Raw genomic sequence first — 25,128 nt, 5'->3', positions numbered from 1 at the left:
CCTCAGCTTCGTTCCTCAGAAATCGGGCAAAGCGAGGGGGGACGACCCCGCCCTGCAATATTGCGGGTTCATATCGTTCAGCTCGCGCCGAGAAGCCTTCGGATGGGCAAAGATGGAAAGGAGGCCTTCCTCGTAAAGCCCCTAGCGCAAGCGAATGAAATTGTAAACGATTTCTAGATGAGCGGTGACTCTTCTCCCGCGGGCGCGGGCTCGCTCCATATAAATTCATCGCCGGCGCCGGCGTTTTGGTAGGCCACGTAGGCAGAGTACCCCGTTGGGGCGCCGTCGGCCGTAGAGAGCCCGCGCTCGTAGAAGCTCACGAGCACCGCGTCCTGATAGGCTCCGTCAAGCTCCACCGCGCCCGTACAGGCGATGGCATAGCGCTCGATGGGCCCGAGCTGCTCGGCGGAGTTGCCGCGCGCGTTCTGGGTAACAAACACCTGCGCAGCCTCAAGACAGGCCTCCTCGCCGTCGTCGGTAAAGACCGCCTCGATGCGCCCCGTGCCCGCGTCTTCTGCACAGGCCGCCGTACCCGGATCGCGCCCCTCGGCGAGCTCGTCGAGCATATAGCCGATGAGGTCGCAGACCATCTCGTCGAGCTCGGGCGACACGGCACCGGGATTCTGCTGCTGGCGGCTCATGGCGAGCTCCTTTCTGGGCGGTAGGGATTAGCGAGCGACAACGCACATGGCGCATGACCGTTGGGGTATACTGGTGCTTGGCGGAGGCCTACGCCTGGAAACCTAGGCAGCGCCGTTTAGAGCATCGGGCCGTTAGCGCTTGCGCTTACGGCCCTTCCGCTTTTTACATTGCAACCTACGCACCTTGGGAATGGCCGACACCGCCGCCACGAGCCCCACCACTGCGGTAAGAAACTCAATGACCTTGGTCGCTACGTCCACTGACAACTCACCTCCTTTCGCAAGGAGTGGCGCTGCCGGGCACGCGGTCCCACCGTCAAGCACGGTCATTCTAGCACGCCGCCGGGACGCGGCATTGCTGGGGACGATGGAGTACGCCGGGGCGGCGCCGCAGGCGCGCCGGGCGAGCACGGGCTGCTGCGCGATCGGTGCAAAGGGGTAGGGGCTTTGTGCCGGGGATGCCCGCGGCACCCGGGGAAGGCCGACACCTCGCCTCCGCGCGGGCCCTGAATAAACTCGACGCCGGATGTGAGTGCATCTTTTGGAATGTCTCAGTAGCGCTCCACTAGGCTAAAGCGCTCAACTGGCCTTTTACTGGTAATTCATCGCCGATTTGAACGGTCTGCCCGAGGGGTCCCAAAAGATGCGCTCACTTCAGGGGTCGAGTTTCCGTGCGGGGCGCGAAAGCCGGCAATCAGAGTTTCCCTGGGCCGCGTTGCTACAGCTCGCGGGCGCGACGGGCGATGTCGCGGGCTGCGTCGCGCTGACGCAGCAGGTCGCGGGCTCGGCGATCGAGCACCCGGACCTGGTTGGAATACATGGCAACGTCCACGATGCCCCACACGAGCAGCATCGACGAGACGGAGAAGATGAGGGTGCCGAGCGCCCCGGCCATGCGCACAGTAACGAGCGCCACGAGCCCGGCGACAACCGTGAGCGAAAACATGCCACCGCGCCGTTCGCGCAGCGTGCGGGCTTGCGAGACAACGGTGAGCCGTGCCGTCTCGGCCGCATGGGCGCGTGCCTCGGCCTCAAAGGCGATCTGGTCGGGGGTGCGCGGCGCCGACGAGGGACGGGCGGCGGACGAGCCGTGCGCGGAGCTTGCGCGGGAGCGGCTTCCCGAGCCCTTAAGGAGCACGTCGCGGGCCTCGTTGATGGAGCGCATCTGCTGCTCGGCGCGCTCGCGGAGGCGCTTGTTGCCGGCGAACTTATCGGGATGGAGCATCTGCGCGAGCTCGCGATAAGCCACTTGGACCTCGTCGCGCGTGGCGTCGGACTTGAGCCCGAGCACGCTGAGCGCCTCGTCGCGCGTCATGGCCGCCTCCCCTCGTCTGGAACGTGATGCTGCGTTGCCATTTGGCCTTGCCGGCCTGGTTGACGCTTGCCGGCCGGTCGCACTGCCGACTATTGTCGCACAGGGTTGGGTGCTGCCCGTCGGGGCTTTGCCGTCGCGGAGGCTTTATAGACGGACGAGCTGCCGCGCTGCCGCCCCGTCCCGTGCACGTCGATTGCTGCCGCAGATGACCCCGAGACATGAAAAAACCTCGCCGTGGCGAGGCTCTTAAGGTCGTGGTGGAGGTTAGGGGGAGTCCGCAGTCGCTTCGCGACCGCGACCGCTGCGGGCGCTCGCGCGCCCTTGCACGCTACGCGGCCAACGGCTCACGCCGTTGGCTCCGCTTCGCGCCCCGAACGGGGTTCGACCCCCGTGCATCTGCCCCAATGCAAAAAAGGGCCCACACGTGTGAGGCCCTTGATTTCCCTGGTGGAGGTTAGGGGGATCGAACCCCTGGCCTCAGGCTTGCAAAGCCCGCGCTCTCCCAGCTGAGCTAAACCCCCGGTAGTAATAAACACCCCAGCGGCGACTCGGCTCTCGCTGGGGTGTTTATTGCGAAAGGATGGTGGACCTGACAAGATTCGAACTTGTGACCTCCCGGTTATCAGCCGGACGCTCTAACCAACTGAGCTACAGGTCCAACGCACTTGGGTATATTACTCCGGCCTCCGCGGCTGAGTCAACACCCAATTTTTCTTTCCTTTTGAGATGCCTCCAAATCTGGAATCCGCGTGGAGACACATCGGACGGCAGCACGCCTCCCCGCCGCAGCTCACCCGCCAAACAGGTCAAAACACCCCATCTGACCTGCGCGGTTAGAAAACGCAGAATCCTGGTTAGATATTGGTCAGGTTCGTGCAAGAAACAGCAGGAAAACGGTCAGATGGGCGCCGATACCCTTGCCTCCCGTTCTCTGGAGGGAAGGAGTGCCCATGAGCCATGAACCGTCCCACGTACCGCGCGCGCAGCGTCCGCGCCCCCGACCAGCCGTTTCCCCGCAAGACGGGAAGCGAGCGGGTAGCCAAGACGCAGCCTCAAACGTCTCCGCAGGCATGCCCCCTTGCGGGGCGCATCGGGCACGCCCCCAACGCACCTGTGGGGCGCGTCAAACGCGTCTCCAACATGCTTTCCGGCGATTGCGCTCCTGGCACGCCCCGCGGCGCCTGCGCCTCCGCCTCCCACGGCGGCGGCCTCGCCTCCCCGGCTGCGCCCACGCCCAGCCCCAGCAGCAACATCCCCATCGCCTACCCCGGCGCCTCCACACAGCCGGGCGTGCGCTCGCGCTCGTCGCTCTGGCAGCAGTCTCAACGCTCACCCTGTTAGCCGTCCAGACCGCCCACGCCGCACCGCGCGCTGGGCAGACTATCGACCAGGCGCTCGGCTGCACACGGAGCATCGAATCGGTCCTAGAAAGCCACCGCAACGACGGGTACTACCTCGGCACGCCCTACGGCAACTCCGCACCGGGCGTGTACGGCGACATCACCAACTCAGACGCCTGGTGGCCCAACGGCAACCCCAAGCCCGGCGTGGGCGCCTACATGAACTGCGCCGGGTTTGTCACGGCGGTAATCCGCGAGGCGGGAGGCGACACCTCCGCGGTGGGCAGTCACGTGGCCTCGAGCGGCTACCACCGGGGCAATGAGTCCAATGCCTCGCTCTGGAAGTGGTTTGCCATCGACAACGGCTTTGCAAACTACCAGTTTGACACCAAGGAGGCCATGCTCGCCTCGGGCGTGCTCGAGCGCGGCGACATCATCTACATCCAACCGGTCAACTTTGACTACCCCAACGACACGCACCTCATGTTCTTCTGGGGCAGCAACCCGCATGAGGACCTTGCGTGGCACTCGGGCCTCTACGGCGACGGCGTGGTGGCCGGCGCGGCGGACCACGGCAACATGATCAGCCGCATCACTCCCAAGGGCACGGCGCAGTATTACCAGGTCTACAAGGTGCAGCACACGGCCGACGTGACGTTTCAGAAGGTGAGCTCGCTCCCCGAGGTCGACATCTCCCTTGAGGGCTACAGCCTTGCCGGCGCGGTGTACGAGATCCACCGCGCAAGCGACGACGCGCTGGCAGCAACCGTGACCACCGATGCAGACGGCCGCGCCACCGCCACGCTCGACGCGAGCACCGCCTACTACGCCGTGGAGACGGTCGCGCCCGAGGGCTTTACCCTCAACCCCGAGCGCATCAGCTTTAACACGGGGAGCGGCACCACCGTCAACCTGCCCGATGCGCCCAAGGTAACGGTGACGTTCTCTAAGGTCTCGGCCGAGGCGTCGGTGAGCGACGGAAACGCCGAGTACGCCTACGCCGGCGCCACCTACGAGATCTATCGGGCAAGCGATGACACCCTGGCAGCCACACTCACCACCAACGACGCGGGGCAGGCGAGCTGCAAGCTCGACGCCTCGACCGCCTACTATGCCGTGGAGACGCACGCGCCGCAGGGCTTTGTAGAGAACCCGGAGCGCATTGCGTTTACGACCGGGGCCAACGCGAGCACGGTCGAGCTCCCCGACGAGCCGGGCACCGTAACGATCCGCATTGAGAAGACCGACGCCGCCACCGGAGGCGAGCCGCAGCCCGGCGCCACGCTCAAGGGGGCCGTCTACCGCCTGACCGACGCCAACGGGGTAGACCACACGGCCACAACCGCAGCAGACGGAACCGCCTGCTTTGAGGGCCTGCCGCTCGGCACCAGCCGCATGGTGGAGATCGCCGCGCCTGAGGGCTACCGGCTCGACGACACCGTGCGCAGCTACACCGTGCACGCAGGCGAGCTCACCGATGCCGGCGTGGTAGAGCTTGCACCGGCCAGCGACTTTGTCGAGTTGCCCTGCGCCTTTGACCTCGAGCTTGTAAAGTACCGAGACACCGGCGAGGACGGCTCAGGACTGCAGCAGGCCGCCGAGGGCGTGCGGTTTCAGATTGTCAGCAACACCACGCACGAGGTGGTCGGCACCATAGAAACCGATACGACGGGCCGAGCCTCGACCGAGGGGCAATGGTTTGGCGCGGGCAAGCGGGCAGAGGGGATCTCGGGCGCCCTCCCCTACGACGCCGCCGGCTACACCGTGCACGAGGTGCCCGAGACCACGCCCGAGGGGTATCAGCCGGCGCCGGACTGGCAGATCACGCCCGAGCAGATGCTCGACGGCGCAACGCTCTCGTACATCGTGGATAACGACTTTGTGGCGACGCGCATCCAGATTGTAAAGGTGGACGCCGAGACGGGACGCACCGTGCCGGCGGCGGGCTTTACCTTCCAGCTGCTCGACGCGGACGGGCAACCCATCTCGCAAGAAGCGTGGTACCCCAACCATCAGGAGCTGAGCGCCTTTACCACCGACGAGACGGGCATGGTGACCCTGCCCGAGGCGCTCAGGCCCGGCACCTACTATGTGCATGAGGTGGCAACGGGCGCGGCACCCTACCTGCTCAACGGTGAGGATGTTGCGGTTGAGGTGCCCGATGACGACGACCTCGCACCCGTAACGGTGGTCGCGCTCGCCGACGAGCAGGCCATGGGGCAGGCGACCTTGGTAAAGCGCTGTGCTCTGGCGGATGGCGCCGAGGAGAGCGGACGCGGCGACGATGCCGAGAACGCTGCCGCTGGTGACGCCACGGGCAATGAGGCGTCGGACGGCGACGCGACGGGGCAGCCGGCTGATTCCGATGGGGCCGAGGCGGGCGGCACGGACAACACGGGCGCTGCAGACAGCGCCGGGTCCGGCACCTACGACCCCGGATGCTCGGGGCTGCTCGCCGGCGCGGAGTACGACGTGGTGGCGCAGGAGGATATCGTCTCGCCCGATGGAACGGTGCGCGCCGTAGCCGGGGAGATCGTGGACCACGTGACCACCGACGATACCGGCAGCGCCACCACCAAGCCCCTCTACCTGGGCGGGGGCTCAGCCACATACGCCTTTGTGGAAACGGCGGCGCCCGCGGGCCATGTGCTCGACGCAACGCCGCACCCCTTTACCCTGGAGTACCGCGACCACACGACCCCGGTCGTTTCCACGCGCGTTGAGGTATCTGACGCACCGACCGAGACCGTCCTCACCAAGACGGTACTTGGGCACGACGACACGCTCCCCGGCGCAACCTTTGAGCTGTGGAGCTCCACCGACGAGGTTACTGTTGTCCCCGACGAGGGCATGGCGGCACTCGCCGTTGATGCCCCCGAAGGCACCACGGTCGAGCTTAGGGCCCCGGCGGCGTATGCCGAGGTTGTGCCCGCGCTGCCCGAAGGGTGGACCGCCACCCTCACCGCAGACGACGGCTCGGCCTATGTGCTAGGTACCGAGGTTGCGGCGCTCGAACCCGGGAGCTACACGCTCTCCGTTGCGGACGAGGCAGGTGCAGAGGCCTCATTCGCCGGCGAGCAGGATATCGAGCTTGCAGCCGACGGCTCCTATCAGCTCACGGTACACAGCGGATTCTTTACCGGCGTTTCGGCCGAACTCGCCCGTAAGGGCACGGTCTCCGAGGCCCTACCCCTTCCCTACGACGCGGACCGCGGCGCCCATGCTGCCACCGACCTTTCTGCAGGCACCTACCGCGTTGAGGTGGACAGCAGCGCCGTGGACACCGTTGAGCTTGCCGCCGGCGAGACCCGCATCCTGGCGTACGAACCCGCGGACGACCCCGAGGCAACGGGCTCGCTCACCGAGCTCCCGGCGCTCCTTGCCGACGATGCCGAGCCCCAGCAGCTCACCACCGGCGCCGACGGTACGCTGACGATCCGCCACCTTGCCGAGGGGAGCTACCGCCTCTGCGAGACGAACGCACCCGACGGTTTTCTGACCGAGCGAAGCGTGCGCTATTTCACCGTTGACCGCAACGGGCTCACCGAGGGCATGCCGAGCTTTGGGATTGATGTTGCAAACGACTACACAAAGGTCGACCTCTCCAAGCGCGACGTTACCGACGAGGCGGAGATCCCCGGCGCGCACCTTGCCATTCTCGACCATGAGGGCAACGTGGTGGAGGAATGGGTGTCGGGCGAGGAGGATCATCGCATCGAGGCGCTGGCGCCCGGCTCGTACACTCTGGTGGAGCAGATGACGCCGCACGGCTATGACGAGGCCACGGCGGTTGAGTTCACGGTCGAGGCCACCGGCGAGGCCCAGTGTGTGGTGATGTACGACGAGCCCATTCAGGTTACGGGCGAGGTCGACAAGAGGCAGCAGATTGCCGACCCCGTGCGGGCCTACACCGAGGCCGATGCCGTGGCGAGCGAGGACGGGAGCAACAACGCGCCGGCAACGCCGAGCGACGACGGGAGCTTTGCCTACACCGTCGACTTCCGCTCGACCTCGAGCACGTGGGTGGACGAGTTTACCGTCACCGACGAGCTCGATGGCGCGAGTGCAGGCCTGGCTGAGCTTACGGGTATCACCACGCCCGTTGCCAGCGAAGACTATGACGGGCTGCTCAACGTGTGGTATCGGACCAACCAGACGCCCGCGGACTATGTGGATCCCAGCGGCGCCAATGGCACCCTCGGTGATGGCCACGAGAACCCGTGGCTTGCGCACGAGACCACCGCGAAACGCTTGGGCGACGACGGGCGCGCCCTCGACTACACCGGTTGGCGCCTCTGGGCGGCGAACGTGAGCGCCACCGAGCCGACCGAGCTTGCCGTGGCCGACCTCGACCTTGCCGAGGGTGAGTTCGTAACCGCCGTGCGCCTTGAGTATGGCCGCGTGGAGCAGGGGTTCTCCTCGCGTTCTAACGGATGGGACCGCGAGCTACTCAAAGATGCGCACGATGACATCGAGAGCATCGCGGCGGCTGATGACGCGGCGCCACTCGTCGTCCACATGCGGGCAACCGACGCGTACCGGGCGGACACGACCCTAGAGAACAACGCGGCCGTCAGTCTCTTCCGTAACGGCGGCAACGTTGAGGAGCATGAGCGTCTGGAGGATCAAGACCACGACCGCGTGGAGCAAGTGCCCGTTGAGCGCACGCCGCACATCGGCACCACGCTGACCGATCGGGCCGACGGCGACCACGAGGTAGAAGCGGGCACCGTCACGCTCATCGATACCGTCTCGTACGAGGGGCTCGAGCCCGGCATCGCGCACACGCTGACCGGAACGCTCCATGACCGCGAAACCGGCGAGACCCTGCAAGGGGCGGACGGCAGCGCGCTGACAACGAGTGTGACCTTTACGCCCAGCGAGCCAAACGGCGAGGCGGAGGTTGCCTTCACACTCGACACCTCAGACCTTGACGGCGGCGACGTGGTGGCGTTTGAGCAGCTCTCGTACCGTGCCCAAAAGGCGCCCGAAGGAGCGGAGGACGAAACCGGCGAACAGGAGCGCGGGTTGTTGATAGCCGAGCACGCAGACCTCGATGACGAGGGGCAGACCGTGCACGTGCGGGGCTCGGGCACGCCCGTCGGAATCCTCGCGCAGACGGGTACCGCTCCGTTTGCGATTGCCCTAGCGTTGACCGGTCTCATTGCCGCCGGGCTTTGGCTGGCAGCACGCCGGAGCGGGGCATTCCCGGTTGGACCCGTGCCGCACAAGCGGACGAGGATGACCCGCCGAGCCGCGTTACCGCAAGGGCGTCGCGAGCAAATGCCGAGCGGAACACGGTCGGGACGGAGGTTGCACAGGTAGAGCCGTAGGTAAGACCGGAGCACGCACGGGAGCTGCGGCGGTACAAATTGCCGCCGCAGCTCCCGAGCAGAGTGGAGCATGGTGAGTTGCCGCGCCATGAGGGCTATGTTTCGCGTGGCGCACGAACACGCGCAGAGGGTACGGCATTGGAACAGGGTGTTGCCGCAGGTCGTCGCGTGGGACGGACGTATGGACAGCGATGTCGGAGCTCGTCGACACAGGGGAGGGGTGATTGATATGCGTGAGGACCGGCGGTCTGGCAGATCTCGGCTCCACGCGATTGTCCGCACGCTCATTGCGCTTGTCTGCATCGGATGCCTTGCCGCCGCGGGCTCGCTCGCTGCCCACGGCGCCCTGGAGGAACACGCCTATCGCGCGGCAGGCGATGGGGAGTCAGCCGACGATAGCTGGCAAGCCGTGTTCCCTGGGGCGATCGCCTGGCTCACCGTTGAGAGAACCGATATCTCCTACCCTGTCATGCAGCCCGCAACGACTGAGCCGGCCGACTTCTACCTCACCCACAACGCATGGGGCGAGCCCTCGGCAGCGGGATGTCCTTACCTCGACCCACGTTGCTTGCAAACGGGCGCGCACCTGCTCGTCTATGGGCATGCCACCGGCTTTCCGAGCCGAATGTTCGAGCCACTCCGCGAGGCGTATCGACCCGAAGTGTTCGCGCAGCTCGGTGCCGCCCACTGGCAGAGCGCAACGTCCTCTGGCGACGCTCGGCAACTCGGCGCCGCAGCCTCGAGCGTTGTCCGGTGGAGTGGCTTCGCAAGCTCGGGTGCCGCCCGAGCGGCGGGCGCTTCTCACCCGGCGCCTCCGCGGCGCGCCGACACGCTGACGCCCATCGCGAGCACAACTACCGAGGAGCTTGTCTTCCAACCGCTCTGCGCCCTCAGGGTCGACCAATCCTTTGCCGATATTCAGCGCTTCTCGCTAAACGCGGGCGCCGATGTAGCAGCGTTTGCCCGGACGCTCGCAGCTCGGGCACAAGCTCGCGCACCCTCGTGGGAGGAGCAGACTCAACGTGCCAAGCGCGTTCTCACGCTCATCACCTGCACGAGCCCTTTGCCCGGCACACGCGAGCGCACGCTCGTTGTCTTTACGCTTTCGTAGGAGAGGGGGTGGGTCAGGCGGGCCCTAGTAAACAGAGCTGCTGGAAAGGGGGGGGGTTCATAGGTGGGATCGGGCCATGTAGACCCACGTAAACAGGATTGCGGAAGTATGGGGTCATAGATGGGATCGGGTCAGGCGGATCCGCGTAAACAGGGCCGTGAGGGCCATAGAGTCGCAAGGGCGTACAGAGCACCGCGCGGGAAAGAGCCAGGCGCATCCTAATGGCCGGACGGCGCCCTTCCACCGGGGCAAGCGCGCACCGACCCTACACGCCTTGCAAAAATGCCAGGCCAAGCGGCGCCATCCCCTCGTAGACGTGTTCGCGCCAATCGTGCTATTCGCTCGTAGACGTATCCGCGTCGCTCGCGGCATCGGCCGAGCCATCAGCCGCTCCGTCGGTGCCGGCATCGGTGGTAGCGGCATCGTCCGTCGTAGCATCCGAGCCGTCGCTGCTGAGCGCATTAAGGTCCTCGTCGATGCTGTTCATCTGGTCCTCGCGCTCCTCCTCGCTCTCGATGCGCTCCTCGCGCACCGAGCTCGGCGTGGAGCCCACAACGCCCACCACGTAGGCGGCACCCAGACCAATGGCCACGGCCACCACGAGCCCGATGAGGTAGACCAGCCAATGCTCCCTGATGTATCTAAACACCGTGCCTCCTTTTGCGCGCGTATGCACCCATGCTACCAGCACCTCGCGCTCGCGTGCGCCGCGCGTCGAATCTTTTGCGAGCAAGCGACGCGCCTTCCCGCGAGCCTGTGCACCCCGCCACCTAGCCTCGATATGCGGGGACCCGCCACACGCTATGCAGGTGGCGGGTCCCCAAGGTTCAGTCTTGCAGCCGCGCGCTACGAGCGGCGGATGACCTCGGTCACCACGTCGGCGACCTCGTTGATGTTGTTGACATCCACGCTGAGCGGCAGATCCTCCTCGCTGTGCGAGCACGCGAGGCACGGCCCGTCTACACCGGCAATGGTGAGCGAGCGCAGGCTCATGTTCATCGCTGCGTAGGCATCGGTGGAGAGGTAGGGCATGTCGATCGCGCCAAACTCATGGTGGAAGGCGCCCGAGACCTTGCGGACAAGGTTCATGATGCGCTTGTCGCCCTTGAGCACGCGACGCTCGCCCTCGGTGGAGAGCATGGCGAGCTGGCCGGCGCCCACGCACTCGAGGTTGATGAGAAAGACGCCGCGCAGCTTGTCGCGGTGCGTGGCCAAGAACGCCTTGATGCCCGCGTTGCCGTACTCCGAGGCACCCGTCGCTACAAACCAGATGTCGTGGCCAAGCAGCTCGTCGTCGCCAAGGGAAGTCACGGCGTCGCGGAGCTCGTCCTCGCTCACACCGGGCACGCCGGTGGCACCGCCCTTCCAGTCATCATCGTCCTCAAAGTTGTCCCACGAGCCGATGTCGCGCCCGGAGCTCTTGGCGTCAAAGTCGTCACCAAGGCCCAGGTACTCGCCCATGGAGGGCTCTTCCTTCTTCTTGCGGTGGAAGAGACCACCCAGACCGCGGCGCTTCTCCTCCTGCGGATGGGCAACCGGCGTCTGTGCCGAGATGACCTCAAAGGCGCTCTCGGACGCCTGAGCAGGCTGCGGGTCCGCCGCGGGCGCGCTCGGCGCTGCCGGAGCGGCGGGATCGAGCACCGTGAAGTTGCGGGAACGAGCGGGCGCCGGAGCGGCAACCTGCGGAGTGGCGTTCTGGGCCGGCATGGACGGCAGGGAACCCGTGGCGCTCTGCGGCGCAAATGGATCGACCTGCGGGGCCGACGGATCGGGAAGATCGAAGAGCGACGTGCGGCTCACCGAGACGGGCTGGTTGAGCGAAGGCTGGCCGGGGTCGGGCACCACGATGGGCGTGCGACGCGGGGCAGCCGCCGGACGCGGCGCGGCGCTCTGGCGCGGCGGGTTGATCTGCGCCATGAGCGAGTCGACCGTCTCCACCGGGCGCGGTGCCGGAGCGGGTGCAGGGGCAGATGCGGCGGAGTTGGCACCACTCGGCGCCGCAGCAGTGGACGCCTGCTGCGGGGTAAAGGCAACGGTCGCCCCAAGCGGTGCGGCGGGCGTCGGCGCGGGTTCGGCGGCAGGCGCGGGGGCAGGCTCGCCGGCCGGTGCCCCATCGGTCACAACCTCGTCAGCCTCGTCATCCAGCACCTCGCCGGCAGGCTCACCGTCCGCAGGCGTTACGTCAGCCGGCAGCTCAACCGCGAGCTCCTCGGCCTCGGCAACCGCCGCAGCCTCGGCGTCATCGGCCTCGAGCGGGGCAAAGATCCCCGTCTCGCCATCGCCTGCAACGGCGATGTCCTCAGCCGCGGCAACGGCCGTGCCGTCAGCCTCGGAGGCAGCAATCTCAACCGACACGGTCCCCTCGAGGTCCTCGTCGCTGAGCGCCTCGTAGGCCATGGTCGGCTCGTCAACCACCTCGGCAGCGGCGTCATCGGCGGCGTCAGCAGCCTCGGCATCCTCATGGGCCGCGGCAGACGCAGCCGCAACCTCGGCGCCGGCAGCCGCATCGAGCGCAGCCTCGTCCTCGGCAAGCTCGTCGAGCGCCTCGTCAGAGCCGCTCAGACGATCGGCCACACCATGCGCGGCCTCCTCGATGTTCTGGATGGCGCTCTTACCACGGTCGAGCACGCTGCCAAAGAAGCGCGACGCACTGGCGCCAAAGCCCGAGAGCTTCTCGGCAATGCCGCCGCGCCCGGTCAGGCGCGAGAGCCCGGTGCTGCCGTACTCAGACGGCTGATAGGCGTAGCCGCTCTCGTCGTAGCCCTCGTAGGCATCCTCGTCGTACGCGCCCTCGTCGTAGGCGTCGTCCTCCGCATAGGCGCCGTCGTAGTCGTCCTCGGCGTAATCGTCGTACGCCTCGTCTTCGGTGTAGCCATCGTAGTCGGCATCGTCGCCGGCGACCTCGGGCTCCATGGTTTCGTCCGCCTCGACAACCAGCTCGGCCGCAACCGGCTCCGCCGCCGGGGCAGCAGGCTCCGCGGGCGCGGGCGGCTCGGGCTCGTCGTACTCAAGCACGCACGACTCGGGCAGCATGCCCAGCGCGCGAATCGCGTCGGCACCGTAGCGGTAGTTGCCCTCGGCGTTTACATGCGCGGGCTCGGGCCCCTCGGTGGCAGCAGGCTCAACCTCGGCCGCAGCGGCCTCGGAGCCGGTCAGCTCGGAGGTAAAGAACGCGTCGCCGAAGTCGCCGGAGTCGCTAGCGTCGCCGGCCTCCTCGGCGTCAGCCTCAACAATGCCCTCGTCCGCCTCGGCAACTTCCTCAACCTCGGCCTCAGTCTCATCGTAGGCAGCGGACTCGTCGCCCGGCTCGGCAGCCTCGGCGGCGGCAGTTGCAACAACCTCTGCGCCCGCGGCAACGCCTGCGGCGGCAGCGGCGGCAAGTTCCTCGGCAGACATCGCCATCGTGGAGCCGGCGTTTGCCGCGTCCGCACCGGCGGCCGCAGGGGCATCGGCGCTGTAGGCAGCCGTGCCGCCCAGGTCGTCGCTCTCGGCCTCAAGCGTTGCATCGGCGGCCTCAGCACCGGCAACCTCGGCAGCGGCCTCAACGGCCTCGGCGGTCTCGGCAGCGGCATCGGCAGCCAGCATCTCGGCGGCCTCCGGCTCGGCAGTGCCCGCAGCAGCCTCGGCGTCTTCCACCGGCACGCCGCGCTTGGCAGCCTTGGCCGCAGCCGCGGCGGCAGCCTGCTCGGCAGCGGCGCGGGCGGCGGCCTCGGCTGCACGGCGCTGGCCGTGCATGTAGCGCTCAAAGGGCATGTCGCCGGGGAACTCGCGCTCGCCGCGGAACGGCGCCACGGCGTTCATCACACCGAGCATCGCCGCCACCGACGACTTGTTGCATACCGAGCCCGAGGTGTAGGGCAGCACAAACCGGTTGAGGATGGTCGCCACCGCGTTGGCCAGCGGCACGAGTGCGGCGAGGATGGCCACGATCCATAGGATCACCTTGGCGGCGCCCGGCAGCGGCAGCAGCCGCACGATGGCAATCACCGCCGGGGCAAGCATGGCATACGGCAGAAGCTTTACGATAGCCGGGCGATACGAGGCGTACGGCATCTGCGAGAGCAGGTCGGCGCGCGGCGAGTCGTAATGCGCCACAACCACCACGGGGCGGTTGCGCGGCGAGGCCAGCGGGCCAGACGCCTTGTGATAGGCGATGACGTTTTGCGAAAGACCGGCGCCGCCCAAGCTCGAGAGCGAGGTCTTGCCCATGCGCTCGAGCGTGTAGAGCACACCGCCCGCGAGCGCGAGCAAAAGACCCACCACGCCCACGATCCCGCCGATGCCCATGAGCAGCGCGCCCAGAAAGACGGCGATGCCGAGCACCGCCGTTACGACCTTCTGCGACCCCGAGGCGCTGAACTCCTGCATCTCGGGCTCAAACCCGTGACGGCGGAAAATCTGCGCGAGGTCTTCGGCCGCAAGGCGCTCCTCCTCGCTGCACGCAGGGGTGATGCCGCTGTTCTGGAGCAAGTGGTTGATATAAGGGCGGACGTTTGCCATGGGGACTCCGCATCGCTGGATGGTGGGCGACCTGCCCGGTTGGGCAGGGGTCGTGCTCGTAGTTAGTCGAAAGTATACCGCGAGTTATTCGTTTCTGCAGTTACGCCCGGCAAGCGTCAAGAGATGCGCAGGATACGGGGAGGGGGCGCTTTTATGGTCCGAGCCGCGTGCGCCAAACGGCGCAGAGCCCGGCTTTTGTATATCGACTAGAATGGTCCAGACGAGGGCGAATCGGCCGGTCGAGCGGGCCCGCGTGGACACCACGGCGAGCCGGCGCGCCGCCCGCTCAACCGTACGTTGCAGGAGAGGAGGGGGCATGGGCAGATACGACGCAGCGCGGCGAGATCTCGCCGGAGGCGGGTGGACCGCGAGCACGGACGCAGGCGTGGACACCACGGCGGCGAGCCCCGACGCAACCGCCGAGCCCGCCATCGACGAGACCGCCCAGCGCCTCCTCAACCTGTTCTTTGTGCTCAACGCTGTACCTCGGCCGCTCACCACTGACGAGATCATCCGCGACTCCGACCTGGGCTACGGCTCCCCCAACCGTGCCTCCGACCTGCGTAAGTTCCGCCGCGACCGCGAGAAGCTCGCCGCGCGCGGCGTCTTTGTGGCCGAGGTCCGCACGCCCGGCGCCTCCGAGACCGAGGAGAGCTCCTGGACCATCGACCGCGCGCAGACCTTTGCCGCGGGCGGCATCGTGCGCGCAGACGACGCGAGGCAGCTCATCGGCGCCATCGACGCCTACCTGCGCATCCCCGGCTCGCCCTTTGGCACGCCGCTGCACACCATCCGCGGCAAGGCCGTCGAGGCGCTCGTCGCCCTAGAGGGCGTGCTACCCGAGGAGCTTGAGGCGGACGAGAGCGAGCAGCCGCGTACCTCCGCCGGCTCCGCGCGGGCCAACGCGCGCGGCACCACCTCGTCCGCCGCCCCCGACCCGGCGCGTGCCGCTATCACGGACGCCCTCTGGACCGCCTTCTCGCTGCGACGCGCCATCCCCATCCGCTACGTCAACGCCGGCGGTACCGCGTCGCGGCGCGCCGTCTGCATCTACGGCATCTTCTCGCGCGCGGGCGCGGGCTACATCGCCGCGCTCGACGACGCCTCCGGCGAGGTCAGGACCTTCCGCATCGACCGCATTGCGCGGGTGGGCGCCCTCCGCGGCAGCTATCGCATTCCCGCAGGCTTTGATGTGCGCAACCGGCTCTTTTTGCCGTTTGACCTTGCCGATGCCGACACGCCGGAGGTGTTGGCGGCCTTCTCCTTCCCCGCCGAGCGAACGGCGGCCGAACTTGCGGCGATCACCCTCGGTCGTGGCGAGCTCACGCAGCAGGCGGAGCCCGCACCGGGCTGGACCTGGCACATCGGCGTGCGCAACGTAGACGCCGCGGCGTCGTTTGCCCTCGCCCACGCGCGCGACGGCATGCGCCCGGTGGCCCCGCAAGAACTCGTGAGCGCCTGGCGCGCCCGGGTAGCGCAGGTGGTGAGCGCCCATGGCAACTAGCCGCCGCCGCACCCGCCGAAACGTCGCTCTAACCGGCTCTGACGAGCGGGTCTCGCGCGCCATCGGGCTGCTGGAGCTGCTCTCGTCCGTTGAGGACGGCATTGTTTCTGCCGAGGAGTCCGCGCGCCACCTTGACTGCACCAACGCCGACCTCGACACCGCCATAGAGCTCATTGCCACCCTGGCCGACCGCGAGACCGGTGCGCGCGCCGTGATCTTCCGCGACCACGGAGACATCGTGCTCGGGGGCGACGGGGCGTACCTCATGCCGCTCCGGCTGAGCTTGGGTGAGGGAGCCGTTCTTGCCCATGTGATGAACGCGCTCTCGCTCGCGCCCGAGGTGCGCGACCGCCTTTCGCGCGCGCTGCTGCCGACGGGCATCTCCGCCGCGGGTGCGCCGCTGGTAGCAAGCGCCACCGTTTACGGAGATGCCTACCCCCAGCTCGCGCGCGCCATTGAGCAGCACGAGCGCGTGCGCATTGCCTACCGCGCGCACGGCGAGGAGCAGCCGAGCGAGCGCGTGGTGGAGTCGCTTGGCATTGAATCGGGTGACGACACCGCCTATCTGCTGGCCCGCAACGTGACCAAAAACGCGCTGCGCCGCTACCGCATGGAGCGTATCAGCGCCGTTGTCCCCACCGGGGAGCACTTTGAGGTGGAGCCCGAAAGCCCGCGCGACGGCTGGGACGAGGAGGTTGCCGAGCTTGAGGTGGCGCCCGGTGCCGACCTGCCCACTTGGCAGGGCATTGCCGAGACATACCCCTCGCCCACCGTGGCTGGCGCCACGCGCGTGCGCGTGCACGTAAGCTCGCCCGCCTGGCTCTTTGACCAGGTGCTCGCCGCCGGGGGCGACCTGCGTATTGTGGGGCCCCAACACTTGGTGGACGACCTGCGCGCCTATGCACGCGCGCTTATTGAGGACTCTGCCCGCGCGTAGCTCCGCCGGAACGGCAGCCAAAATGGGTCAGATGGGACACGTCCCCAACTGCCCCAGGGGGGGTTAATAGCAAAACTTCGCGCCAATGTAAGGATGAAATGGCGTTCCGCCGAGTAGACCGCTTTTGACCCAAGCACTGTACCTGCGCTTTTGATTTTTGAGAGCGGCTGTCTACTCGAGAAGTCGCGATTCCATCCTTACATTGGCGCGAAGTTTTTATTCTGACCCCCTATTTTCTGGGGTCGGAGGCGTCAGGGGCGCCGTCGGGGCCGGCGTCGGGGTCGCCGTGGGCGCCGCCGGGGCCGTCCTGCCGCGCCGCGTCCGCCCACGCCGCGCGCTGCGCCCGCCAGTGGTAGTAGCCGCCCTCGGACACGCCAAGGACACCGCAGGCGGCCGCGAGCGAGAAGTCATCCACGCGCTCCCGCAGCTCCTCGATAAGCTCAAACCGACGCGCCTTGCGCACCGCGCGGTTCTCGCGGGCGTGCGCGAGCTCGACCAGCCCTTCAAGGGCGGCGACCTGGCTCCGCAACATGCGGTTCTCCACCAGCAGGTCGCGCTTGGCCGGCGGCGTGGGCGTGTCGCGCGGCGGTATCGAGTGGCGCCAACGCGATACACAGCGCTCGATGCGCTTGCCCCCGATCAGCGCCGGATCGAGCCCCTCCGACCGAAAGATCTCGGTCGGGGACTCGCCCGCGTAGTAGCGGTCCATGCACGTCGCTCTAAACTCAGGCGCGTAGGTGATAGTGCTCTCGCTCACCGACTGAACGGCGGGCAGCGAAGCCAGATAGGCCTGCTCCTCCGGCGTAAACGCGCACGACACCTAGCTCATCCTCCCATCTATGCGGAGAGGGCCCCGGGCGGTGCACCCGGGGCCCTCTCTCAGCGTTCAAACGCTACTGGCGCTTGCGGCGCTGGATGACGGTTCCGGCCGCCACCGCGCCCACGCCCACGAGCGCGGCGAGCCCCGTCGCGGCGAGCTTGTCGCCGTTACCGCCGTTGTCGTTGTTACCGGTACCGGTACCCTCGCCGGTGCCCTCCCCGGTGTCGGGGATGTTGGCCTTGGTGTTCACGTTGACAAAGTGCGACCCGTCCGCGCCGAAGGTCACGTATGCCGTGAGGTAGCCCTCACCGCTGTCGGTCACGCTCACGTGGATGGTGCGCGTGGCGTCCTCGTCGTAGGTGATGCCGTCCTGGCCGTCGTTAACCTCAGTGATGGTGTAGTCGTACTCGCCCACCTGGTCAATCGTCACGGTGCCAAAGCTCACCGAGCCGTCAGCCAGGTTGGTGACCTTGGTGGTTTTGGGCATCGGCGCGCCCTCGGAGCCCGTGAGCTCAAAGGTGAACTGCCCGTCGGCGAGCGTGCCGTTCTTGAGCTCCTTGCTCGCGCCAAGCACGATCGTGGCGCCCGTGGCCTTATAGGTGTTGGTGAACATCATGGCATCCGCCGGCTTGGAGATGTCGGCCGGATCCGTGTAGCTCACCGTGGCCTCGAGCGCGTGCGTATCGGGGTTCTCGGTCACCTTGACCGTCACGGCGTAGACCGTGCTGTCGTAGGTGATGCCGCCCAGGCCGGTGTTGATCTCGCTCACCGCGTAGGTATACGTGCCCGCCTTGTCGAAGGTGATGTCGTCGAAGACGAAGTTGCCGTTCTCATCGTTGGTGGTGCGGCTGACCTCCTGGTCATCCTTCAGCAGCAGGAACTCGAACTCGCCGGCCTTCATGGTGCGGCTGCTGCCGTCGGCCACGTTGAGCACCTTGGTGCCCTCAATCTTGGCGGAGCCGCTGGGGCCGACCACCACGGGCGTGGGCTCGTAGGTGTTGGTGAAGGTGATGTCGGCGTTCTGCACGTCGGCCGAGGCGGCGAGCCCGCGGCCGTCGTTGGACTCCGTCACGGTCACCGTCACGGTGTAGACCGCGTCGGAGTGCGTCACGCGTGCGTCATCCGTGCCGCCCGTGCCCGGCTGGCCGTCGGCACCGAGCTCGTACACCTTATAGGTGTGCATGCCGGCCTCGGTGTAGGTGATCGGGTCGAACTGGAACGTCGCGGTGTTGCCCGTGGCCGCACCGTTGGTCACGCGGCCGACCTCGTCGCCGTTCTCGTCCACGAGCACGAAGGTGTAGGCGCCCTGGGTGAGCGACGCGCCCTTGTAGCCATTGGTCTCCAGCACCTTGGTGCCGCCGATGGTGTACTCGGTCTGGCCGTCGTTGTAGATGTTCTCAAAGTTCAGAGCGGTGCCGTCAACTTTCTTGCCGTCGGCGTTGGTGATGGACGAATCCGCCACCGTCAGCTTGCCGTCCTGGTCCTCAATCGTGTAGGAGAGCGTGTAGACCTCGCTGCTGTAGGTGACGCCCTCCTTGTTGCCGGTCACCTCGCGCACCTCATAGGTGTACGTGCCGGGCTCGGAGAAGGTCAGCGTGCCAAAGTCGAAGTTGCCGTCAGCCTTCACGTCCACCGTGGAGCCGTTGCTCGGCTCGGGCGCGGTCACGCCGGCGGGAGCAACGACGCTCTTCATCGTGAACTGGAAGTCACCGGCCTCAAGCGTGCCATAGTCGCCATGCTCGTTCGTCACGGTCTTGGTGCCCGAGAAGCCCGTCGTCGCATCGTCAGGAGTCGGGTCGACCGTCACGTCCTCGGGGTCGTACGTGTTAGCGAACACCACGTCCTCGGCGCCGATGGCATTCCCCGCCACCGCCTTGCCGCCACGGTAATAGGTGGCGTTGGCAAGCAGCTCACCCGTCTCGGGGTGATCGGCCACATCATACTTGACCGTAAACGTATTGGTGTCATACCTAACACCGGCCTGGTCGCCCGCAACTTCACTCACGGTGTAGATATAAGTACCCGGCTTGGTGAAGCGGAAGGTGCCGAAGTTGATGGCGCCGTCCACGTCGTTGGTGACGGTGTAGGTGCCGTCGCCATCCTCGTCCTGCGCGTTGCTCGGCATGGGAGCCGTCACGTCGGCGGGGGCAGAAACCGCCTTGACCTGGAAGGTGAACAATCCCGCCTCAAGACCCTTGGTCTTGCCATTGAGCGTCTTAGTCGCCGTCAGGCCAGCGAGCGCGGCGTCCGGGTTGTAGTTGTTCACGAACGCGCTGGAACCGGTCTGGCCGATCACGGAGGGCTCGCCCACCTCGAGCTTGCCGTCCTGCGTGGTGTCGTCCACCACGACGCGGTAGGTCACCGAAGTGCCGCTCGTGTTGGACACGTGCTCCTCGTCGATGGCGCCCTCGGTCACCGTGAACTCATAGGTGCCCGTCTGGGTGAAGGTGATGTTGTCGAAGCCGAACGGCACCGCGACGCCCTCGGTGGCGTTGCCCTCGCCTGCGGCCGCAACGGCGTCAGCGTAGCCAACCGTTGCCTCGGTGGCCGCAGGGAGCTCGAAGCCCGCCGCCTCGTCGGCGCCCGGGGTCACGTTCTTGCCCGTGAGCGTGAACGTGAACGTGTCGCCGTCGATCCAGTCGCGGCCGGTGAGCGCCTTGGTCAGCTTGATGGTGCCCGAACCGTCGACCGGCAGGTCGCCGCTGGCGCCGTAGGTGTTCGTGAAGGAAACCGCGGCGTCCACGGGGTCGACCGTCGCGTTCATGTCGTTGTCGACCTTGACCGTGATGGTCTTCGTGCTGCTGTCGTAGGTCCAGCCGTCACCGGTGCCGGTCGTCGCTTCCTTCACGTTGAAGGTGTAGGTACCCGGCTTAGTGAAGGTGATCTTGCCGAAGCTCGCGGTCTGCGTGAGCTCGTTGTCGGCGTTGAAGGCGCCGTCGACCGTGGCGGTCATGCCGTTGAAGGCGGTCAGCGCGTCATCGTCGCCAGTCTCGAACACGGCGTCCGTGATGTCGTTGTTCTCGCCATCCTTGGCGCTCGCCAGCGTGAGGTCAAACGAGAAGTCCTTGTCGGTCGCCACGTTCACGGTCTTCTGAACCTTGAGCGCGGTGTCCGTGCCGTCGCCGCCGATCGTGGCGACCTTGATGGAATTGTCGAAGGTGACCGTGGGCGTAACGCCTGCGGCAACCGGGTCGCCGCCATCGATGCACATCTCGACCGAGAGCGCGGCCGTGGCGTCATCGCTCACGGTGTAGGTGACGGTATGCGTGGCGGTGTCGTACACGTAGCCGTCCGCGCCATCGGTGGGCACGACCTCGGAGACCTCATAGGTGAAGGTCTTGCCGCGATCGGCCGCCGTAAAGGTGAGGTCGCTCGTGAGCGGGTTGGAGCTGCCCGACCACACGTAGGCGTTGTCGCCCGAGCCCTGCGTGAGCGCGGCGCTCCCGGCCGTGAGCTCGGTCGTGTCGCCGGTCAGGCCCAGCTTGGCGGCCGCGTCGGCGGCGGTGGGCTGGTTGTCGCCCTCGGTGTCGATGGCCTTGATAGTGAACTGGTGGGCACCCTTCTCGGCGTTCACCAGGCCGGCGGTGTCGGCGCTCGCGCGCAGGTTCTTGGTGATCTGCAGCGCGTCGGCGGCGGAAACGGTCAGGTCGGCCGTGTTGGTGAAGGTGAGCTCGTCGGACTCCTCGGTCACCACGCTCGCCCTGAGCGTGCCGTTCTCGTCGGTCACCGAGACGGTCACGTGCTTCGTAGACGCATCCTTGGACACGCCAGCCACCGTGCTGTCGTTCTCGGTGATGATGAACTTGTAGGTGCCCTCGCTCTTGAAGGTGATGTCACCGAAGGCGGCGGTCTTAGGGTTGGTCTTGTTGCTCACCACAACGGTACCGTCGTCGGCGTTCTCGGGCAGCACCACGGTGCCGTCCTTAACGGCGTCCAGCGTAGTCGTGTCGTCCGGGTCGGCCGCCAGCGTAAAGTTGAACGAGTCGCCGTCCTGCCAATCGCGGCCCACGAGGTTCTTGGTCACCACGAGGTTCTTGGCACCGTCGAGGGTGGTGTCCTCGGGGATGACCTTGCCCGTCACATGAATGGTCACGTTACCGGTGAAGAGCGCGCTGAGGTTGGTGTCGCCCAGATCCTGCTTGTCCATGTTGGTGATGACATCGTGCTCGTAGCACTGCGTCACGTCCAAGCTTGACCAGCCTGCCTGAGCGGTGTAGCTGTCGACGCCGTCCGTCGTGCCAACATAGATGAGCTCGTTATCGCCCTCGTCGTTGTAGTGATAGTGGATGGAATCTGCGCCGTCGATGTTCTGCCAAACGGCATTTGCGGGGTAGCTCGCAGTGGTCTGGGGCTGTGCCTGGACATCGTGCAGCGTCGCGTCGACCTTATCGCCCGCAGCGAAGCCCTTCATGCTGTATACGAGGCGCCCGATGCCCGTTTCCACGGTTACGTTGTCGTCGGCGGTGCCGGCATTGACGTGCACGCCCTCGTCGTCCACGACAATTTCGATCGGGGTCTTCTCTACGACGTACCCCTCTGGAGCGCCAGTCTCCACAAGCAGATAGTGACCGGCGGTCAGCAGCCCATCGTCCGTCGAAGTCACGTTGATGGCACCGCTCCCGTCCGTCATGAGCGTCTGAAGGGCGTCGCCAGGGTTATCAACGTTGAAGTTGTCACTGTACTCATACAGCGCGAATGTCGCGCCCTCAATTGGCGCATTGTCATTGTCGGCATCGGTCTTGACCAGCGAGAGCTCGTTCTTGATGTTGGGGATGTTCAGCATCACCGAGAAGACGCGGTCGAAGCTCGTACCCGCAGCTCCCGTGCCGCTCGGATTGAGCTCGTCGATCGTGCTCGCGCCGGTGAGCGCATCCAGCGAATCTGCGTTCGTCCAGTAGTACTTCACCGAGTACTTGGCGGGGTCGTTGTTATCGTTCGGGCCGTACGTATCGATGACGTACTGGTACGTCGTGATGTCGCCCAGCAGGTTATCGATCTCGACCTGATACGCGCCGCCGGAGCCCACGGTGAACGCGTTCTGGTTCGCCTTGGCGGCTGCGATGATCGCGGCGTTGTCGTTGGTCGTAGCAACGCTCCAGCCCGTGAACGCATTGCCCGAGACCGGGTACCAATTGCCGTCAGCGCCCTTCTGCATCACCACGGCGAAGACGGTTCCATTGTCAACGTTATGGGTTCCGCCATCGGTGGTGGTAAGCGTGTCCGGCGCGGTGACGGTCACCCGCGCCTGGGAGTACGCGCCCGTCACCCACTGGTTGCTGGCGAGCAGCATGCCCGCCCCCTTGGTGGGGTCGCCCTTCTGCGCATGTGAGAAGCGCATCTCGACGGTACCGGCGTTGCGGTATCCCGTCGGGACGATGTCCGCGTCCTCTTGCAGGATCCACCAGCGGCTGATGTTGTCCAGCTCTTCCAGCGTGTAGGGGCGATCCTGACCAGAGGCCTCATCCGTGTAGGAGAAGACGAGCTCTCCCGTCGCCCAGTCGGTCGTCGCGTTGATCGTCTGGGCGTCCGCAAGGGGCTGATAGCTCTCATTGGTCGGTGTGAGGACGAACTGCACGTCGCCGAGAGGATCGTTGTTTTGCGAGATCTTCTTGACGCCCGACTCGGGGATGGTCTCGAGATTGTACTTGAGCGACATGTTAGAAGCGGAGTTTCCGCGCTCGAGGTAGAAGAAGTTCAGCGTGTGGTAGGAGCCGTCGGTGAAGATGTCGCCGGTGAAGCCGGTGGGGTTCTGCGTGTTGTCTGCATTGAGGGGATGCCCCCTCGCGACCTTTGGCTTATCGTAATTGTTTGCTCACAGAAAGAACACATTTGTTGACATCTGCCCACGCCTTGCAGCGCGTCCGCGCGCGTTGTGCGGACCCCGTGCATGCGCTTGGCCCGCAGCCGGCGGGCTTTCCCATGCCGGCGGGGCATGAGACAATCGGGGGCATGCAGGCGATAGAACGGGGCGAGCACCATGGCGAACCATCGCAAGACCAATACCAGCGGACGCGGAGACGCAGGTGGGCGCCGCGGCGAGAACGGGCGCCGCGGGGCTGGCGCGGGGCGCAGGCAGGGCGACCACCGCGGCCACGCTGCTCGCTTTGGCAAGCCCTCGCGGGCGGGCAGCTCGCAGCGCTCCCGTGTTCAGCCCTCGGGAAAGCGGCGCAACACCCCGCAAACCGGCTCCCCTGCGCAACCCGCACCCGCCGCGCCGCTCTCCAACAAGGCGCGCAAGGCGGCGGCCGGCCCGTGCCCGCTCATGCACGCCTGCGGCGGCTGCTCGTGGATCGGCATGCCCTACCGCAAACAGCTCGCCCGCAAACAGCAGATGGTCGAGGAGCTCTTTGGGCCGGTCATAGCCGAGTTTGGGTGGGGCATCGCCCCGGATGCGGTGCTCGGCATGCGCATGCTCGACGCGCCCGGGGCAAACGGGGACGGGGCCGACACCGCAGGCGACGTCTCCGCCTCCCCCGCCCTCGCCAGCGACCCGCTCCGCACGGCCACCGTCACCATCGCCGACGGCAAGCTGGCTGCGCCGCGCGGCTTTAGGCACAAGGCGGCGACCCCCTTTGCGCCCGGCCCCGAGGGCACGGTGCGCGGCGGGTTTTACGCGCGCGGCACGCACGACATCATCGAGGTGCCCGCCTGCCCCGTGGAGGCGCCCGGCGCGCGCCAGATCCTCAACGACGTCGCCCGCCTGGCCGGCAAGCTCGGCATACCCGCCTACGACGAGGACCGCGGCCAGGGCATCCTGCGCTACGCGGTGCTTCGCCTCGGCTGGCGCCGGCCCGAGGGCATGCTCACCCTCGTGACCGCCCGGCGCAACGTCCCCGAGCTGGACGAGCTCGCCCGGCAGCTCGCCGCGGCGCACCCGCAGCTCACCTGCATCGCCCAAAACATCAACGGTCGCCCCGGCAACGCCATCCTCGGACACGAGACGCGCCCCCTTTGGGGCAGCGCCTGCATGCGCGACGAGCTGCTGGGATGCACGTTTGAGATCTCGCCCACGGCGTTCTACCAAACCAACCCGCAGCAGACCGAGGTGCTCTACCGGCTGGCGATCGAGGGGATGGGCCTGCGCAGCGGCGACGTGCTTATGGACGCATACTGCGGCAGCGGGACCATTGGCATTACCGCCGTGCACGCGGCGCGCGCGGCCGGGCGCGACGTGCGGCTGCTCGGCGTGGAGCGCAATCCGGCGGGCATCGCCGACGCGCGGCGCAACGCCGAGCTCAACGGCCTTGCGGGCTCGTGCGAGTTTGTGGCGGAGGACGCGACCTCCTACCTGCGGCGCGCCGCCAACACGGGGGCGCATGTGGACGTTTTGGTTATGGATCCGCCGCGTGCCGGCTCCACTCCCGAGTTTTTGGCAGCGGGTGACGCCATGGGCCCGCGGCGCATCGTGTATGTGAGTTGTAACCCCGCAACGCTCGCGCGCGACCTGGCCGACCTCGGCCGCGCCGGCTACCGCCTGGTGCGCCTAACCCCGGTGGACATGTTTCCGCACACGGAGCACATAGAGATGGTCGCCGTGCTGGAGCGGTAGCGCGAAGGACTGCCGGGGCGGTGCGGCCGCAAGGCGAGCGCCACCCGCGTCGACGAAGCGCCCCACCCCGGAGAAGTG

13 protein-coding genes and 2 tRNA genes are annotated in these 25,128 nt (G+C 66.8%); 6 read left to right on the top strand and 9 right to left on the bottom strand.

Annotation, left to right across the window (positions count from 1 at the left end; translation table 11 throughout):
- Positions 1–173 precede the first annotated feature (173 nt).
- From B5G20_RS08220 to B5G20_RS08205, 5 genes are all read right to left on the bottom strand, one after another.
- Positions 174–641: a hypothetical protein gene (locus B5G20_RS08220; RefSeq protein ID WP_087356424.1), complete on the bottom strand. Its 468-nt coding sequence runs from the start codon at positions 639–641 to the stop codon at positions 174–176.
- Between the two features lie 132 nt (positions 642–773).
- Positions 774–908 (bottom strand): hypothetical protein, encoded by a 135-nt coding sequence (locus tag B5G20_RS10635; RefSeq protein ID WP_255377032.1) that lies wholly within the window; start codon positions 906–908, stop codon positions 774–776.
- A gap of 451 nt (positions 909–1,359) precedes the next feature.
- On the bottom strand, positions 1,360–1,956 hold the full coding sequence (locus B5G20_RS08215; protein ID WP_087356423.1) for a J domain-containing protein: 597 nt from the start codon (positions 1,954–1,956) through the stop codon (positions 1,360–1,362).
- A 445-nt stretch (positions 1,957–2,401) separates the two neighbouring features.
- Positions 2,402–2,477 (bottom strand) — tRNA-Ala (locus B5G20_RS08210).
- A gap of 60 nt (positions 2,478–2,537) precedes the next feature.
- Positions 2,538–2,614, bottom strand: a tRNA-Ile gene (locus tag B5G20_RS08205).
- A gap of 299 nt (positions 2,615–2,913) precedes the next feature.
- On the opposite strand from B5G20_RS08205, the gene B5G20_RS10375 reads away from it, so the two are divergent.
- The 3 genes from B5G20_RS10375 to B5G20_RS08190 all read left to right on the top strand — a co-directional run bounded on the left by B5G20_RS10375 (position 2,914) and on the right by B5G20_RS08190 (position 9,740).
- Entirely contained in the window at positions 2,914–3,297 is a 384-nt protein-coding gene (locus tag B5G20_RS10375) for a hypothetical protein (RefSeq protein ID WP_158094427.1), read from the top strand.
- Between the two features lie 146 nt (positions 3,298–3,443).
- Entirely contained in the window at positions 3,444–8,621 is a 5,178-nt protein-coding gene (locus tag B5G20_RS08195; RefSeq protein WP_143750252.1) for a SpaA isopeptide-forming pilin-related protein, read from the top strand.
- A 237-nt stretch (positions 8,622–8,858) separates the two neighbouring features.
- Complete coding sequence (locus B5G20_RS08190) at positions 8,859–9,740, top strand: class B sortase (RefSeq protein WP_158094426.1); 882 nt, start codon at positions 8,859–8,861, stop codon at positions 9,738–9,740.
- Between the two features lie 334 nt (positions 9,741–10,074).
- Here B5G20_RS08190 and B5G20_RS08185 read toward each other — a convergent pair whose 3' ends face one another.
- Entirely contained in the window at positions 10,075–10,389 is a 315-nt protein-coding gene (locus B5G20_RS08185; RefSeq protein WP_143750250.1) for a hypothetical protein, read from the bottom strand.
- Between the two features lie 197 nt (positions 10,390–10,586).
- Entirely contained in the window at positions 10,587–14,240 is a 3,654-nt protein-coding gene (locus B5G20_RS08180; RefSeq protein WP_087356418.1) for a M28 family peptidase, read from the bottom strand.
- A gap of 316 nt (positions 14,241–14,556) precedes the next feature.
- Between B5G20_RS08180 and B5G20_RS08175 the strand changes: the two genes are divergently transcribed.
- Positions 14,557–15,744, top strand: coding sequence for a WYL domain-containing protein (locus tag B5G20_RS08175; RefSeq protein WP_087356417.1), 1,188 nt, complete (start codon positions 14,557–14,559; stop codon positions 15,742–15,744).
- Positions 15,734–16,681 carry a WYL domain-containing protein gene (locus B5G20_RS08170; RefSeq protein ID WP_087356416.1) on the top strand — a complete coding sequence of 316 codons (948 nt, stop codon included), beginning with the start codon at positions 15,734–15,736 and terminating at the stop codon, positions 16,679–16,681. The genes B5G20_RS08175 and B5G20_RS08170 overlap by 11 nt, the downstream gene beginning before the upstream one ends.
- A gap of 229 nt (positions 16,682–16,910) precedes the next feature.
- Here B5G20_RS08170 and B5G20_RS08165 read toward each other — a convergent pair whose 3' ends face one another.
- Both B5G20_RS08165 and B5G20_RS08160 read right to left on the bottom strand, forming a co-directional pair.
- A complete protein-coding gene (locus tag B5G20_RS08165) occupies positions 16,911–17,501 on the bottom strand; it encodes an HTH domain-containing protein (protein WP_087356415.1) in 591 nt (196 codons plus the stop codon).
- Between the two features lie 73 nt (positions 17,502–17,574).
- Complete coding sequence (locus B5G20_RS08160; protein WP_087356414.1) at positions 17,575–23,157, bottom strand: FctA domain-containing protein; 5,583 nt, start codon at positions 23,155–23,157, stop codon at positions 17,575–17,577.
- Positions 23,158–23,478: 321 nt separating this feature from the next.
- Here B5G20_RS08160 and rlmD point away from each other — a divergent pair, with 321 nt between their 5' ends.
- Positions 23,479–25,050, top strand: a complete 1,572-nt coding sequence (rlmD, locus tag B5G20_RS08155) for a 23S rRNA (uracil(1939)-C(5))-methyltransferase RlmD (protein ID WP_343283995.1) — start codon at positions 23,479–23,481, stop codon at positions 25,048–25,050.
- The last annotated feature ends 78 nt before the right edge of the window (positions 25,051–25,128 follow it).

Source organism: Collinsella sp. An7 (genome assembly GCF_002159335.1).
Classification (GTDB): domain Bacteria; phylum Actinomycetota; class Coriobacteriia; order Coriobacteriales; family Coriobacteriaceae; genus Coprousia.
This window is presented reverse-complemented; position numbering and strand designations above follow the sequence as displayed.

Excerpts from the sequence above, each read along its gene's own strand:
- B5G20_RS10375 (WP_158094427.1), top strand. The coding sequence starts at position 2,914 with ATGAACCGTCCCACGTACCGCGCGCGCAGCGTCCGCGCCCCCGACCAG.
- B5G20_RS08220 (WP_087356424.1), bottom strand. The coding sequence starts at position 641 with ATGAGCCGCCAGCAGCAGAATCCCGGTGCCGTGTCGCCCGAGCTCGAC.
- rlmD (WP_343283995.1), top strand. The coding sequence starts at position 23,479 with ATGGCGAACCATCGCAAGACCAATACCAGCGGACGCGGAGACGCAGGT.
- B5G20_RS08180 (WP_087356418.1), bottom strand. The coding sequence starts at position 14,240 with ATGGCAAACGTCCGCCCTTATATCAACCACTTGCTCCAGAACAGCGGC.
- B5G20_RS08175 (WP_087356417.1), top strand. The coding sequence starts at position 14,557 with ATGGGCAGATACGACGCAGCGCGGCGAGATCTCGCCGGAGGCGGGTGG.
- B5G20_RS08160 (WP_087356414.1), bottom strand. The coding sequence starts at position 23,157 with ATGTCGCTCAAGTACAATCTCGAGACCATCCCCGAGTCGGGCGTCAAG.
- B5G20_RS08190 (WP_158094426.1), top strand. The coding sequence starts at position 8,859 with ATGCGTGAGGACCGGCGGTCTGGCAGATCTCGGCTCCACGCGATTGTC.
- B5G20_RS08215 (WP_087356423.1), bottom strand. The coding sequence starts at position 1,956 with ATGACGCGCGACGAGGCGCTCAGCGTGCTCGGGCTCAAGTCCGACGCC.
- B5G20_RS08170 (WP_087356416.1), top strand. The coding sequence starts at position 15,734 with ATGGCAACTAGCCGCCGCCGCACCCGCCGAAACGTCGCTCTAACCGGC.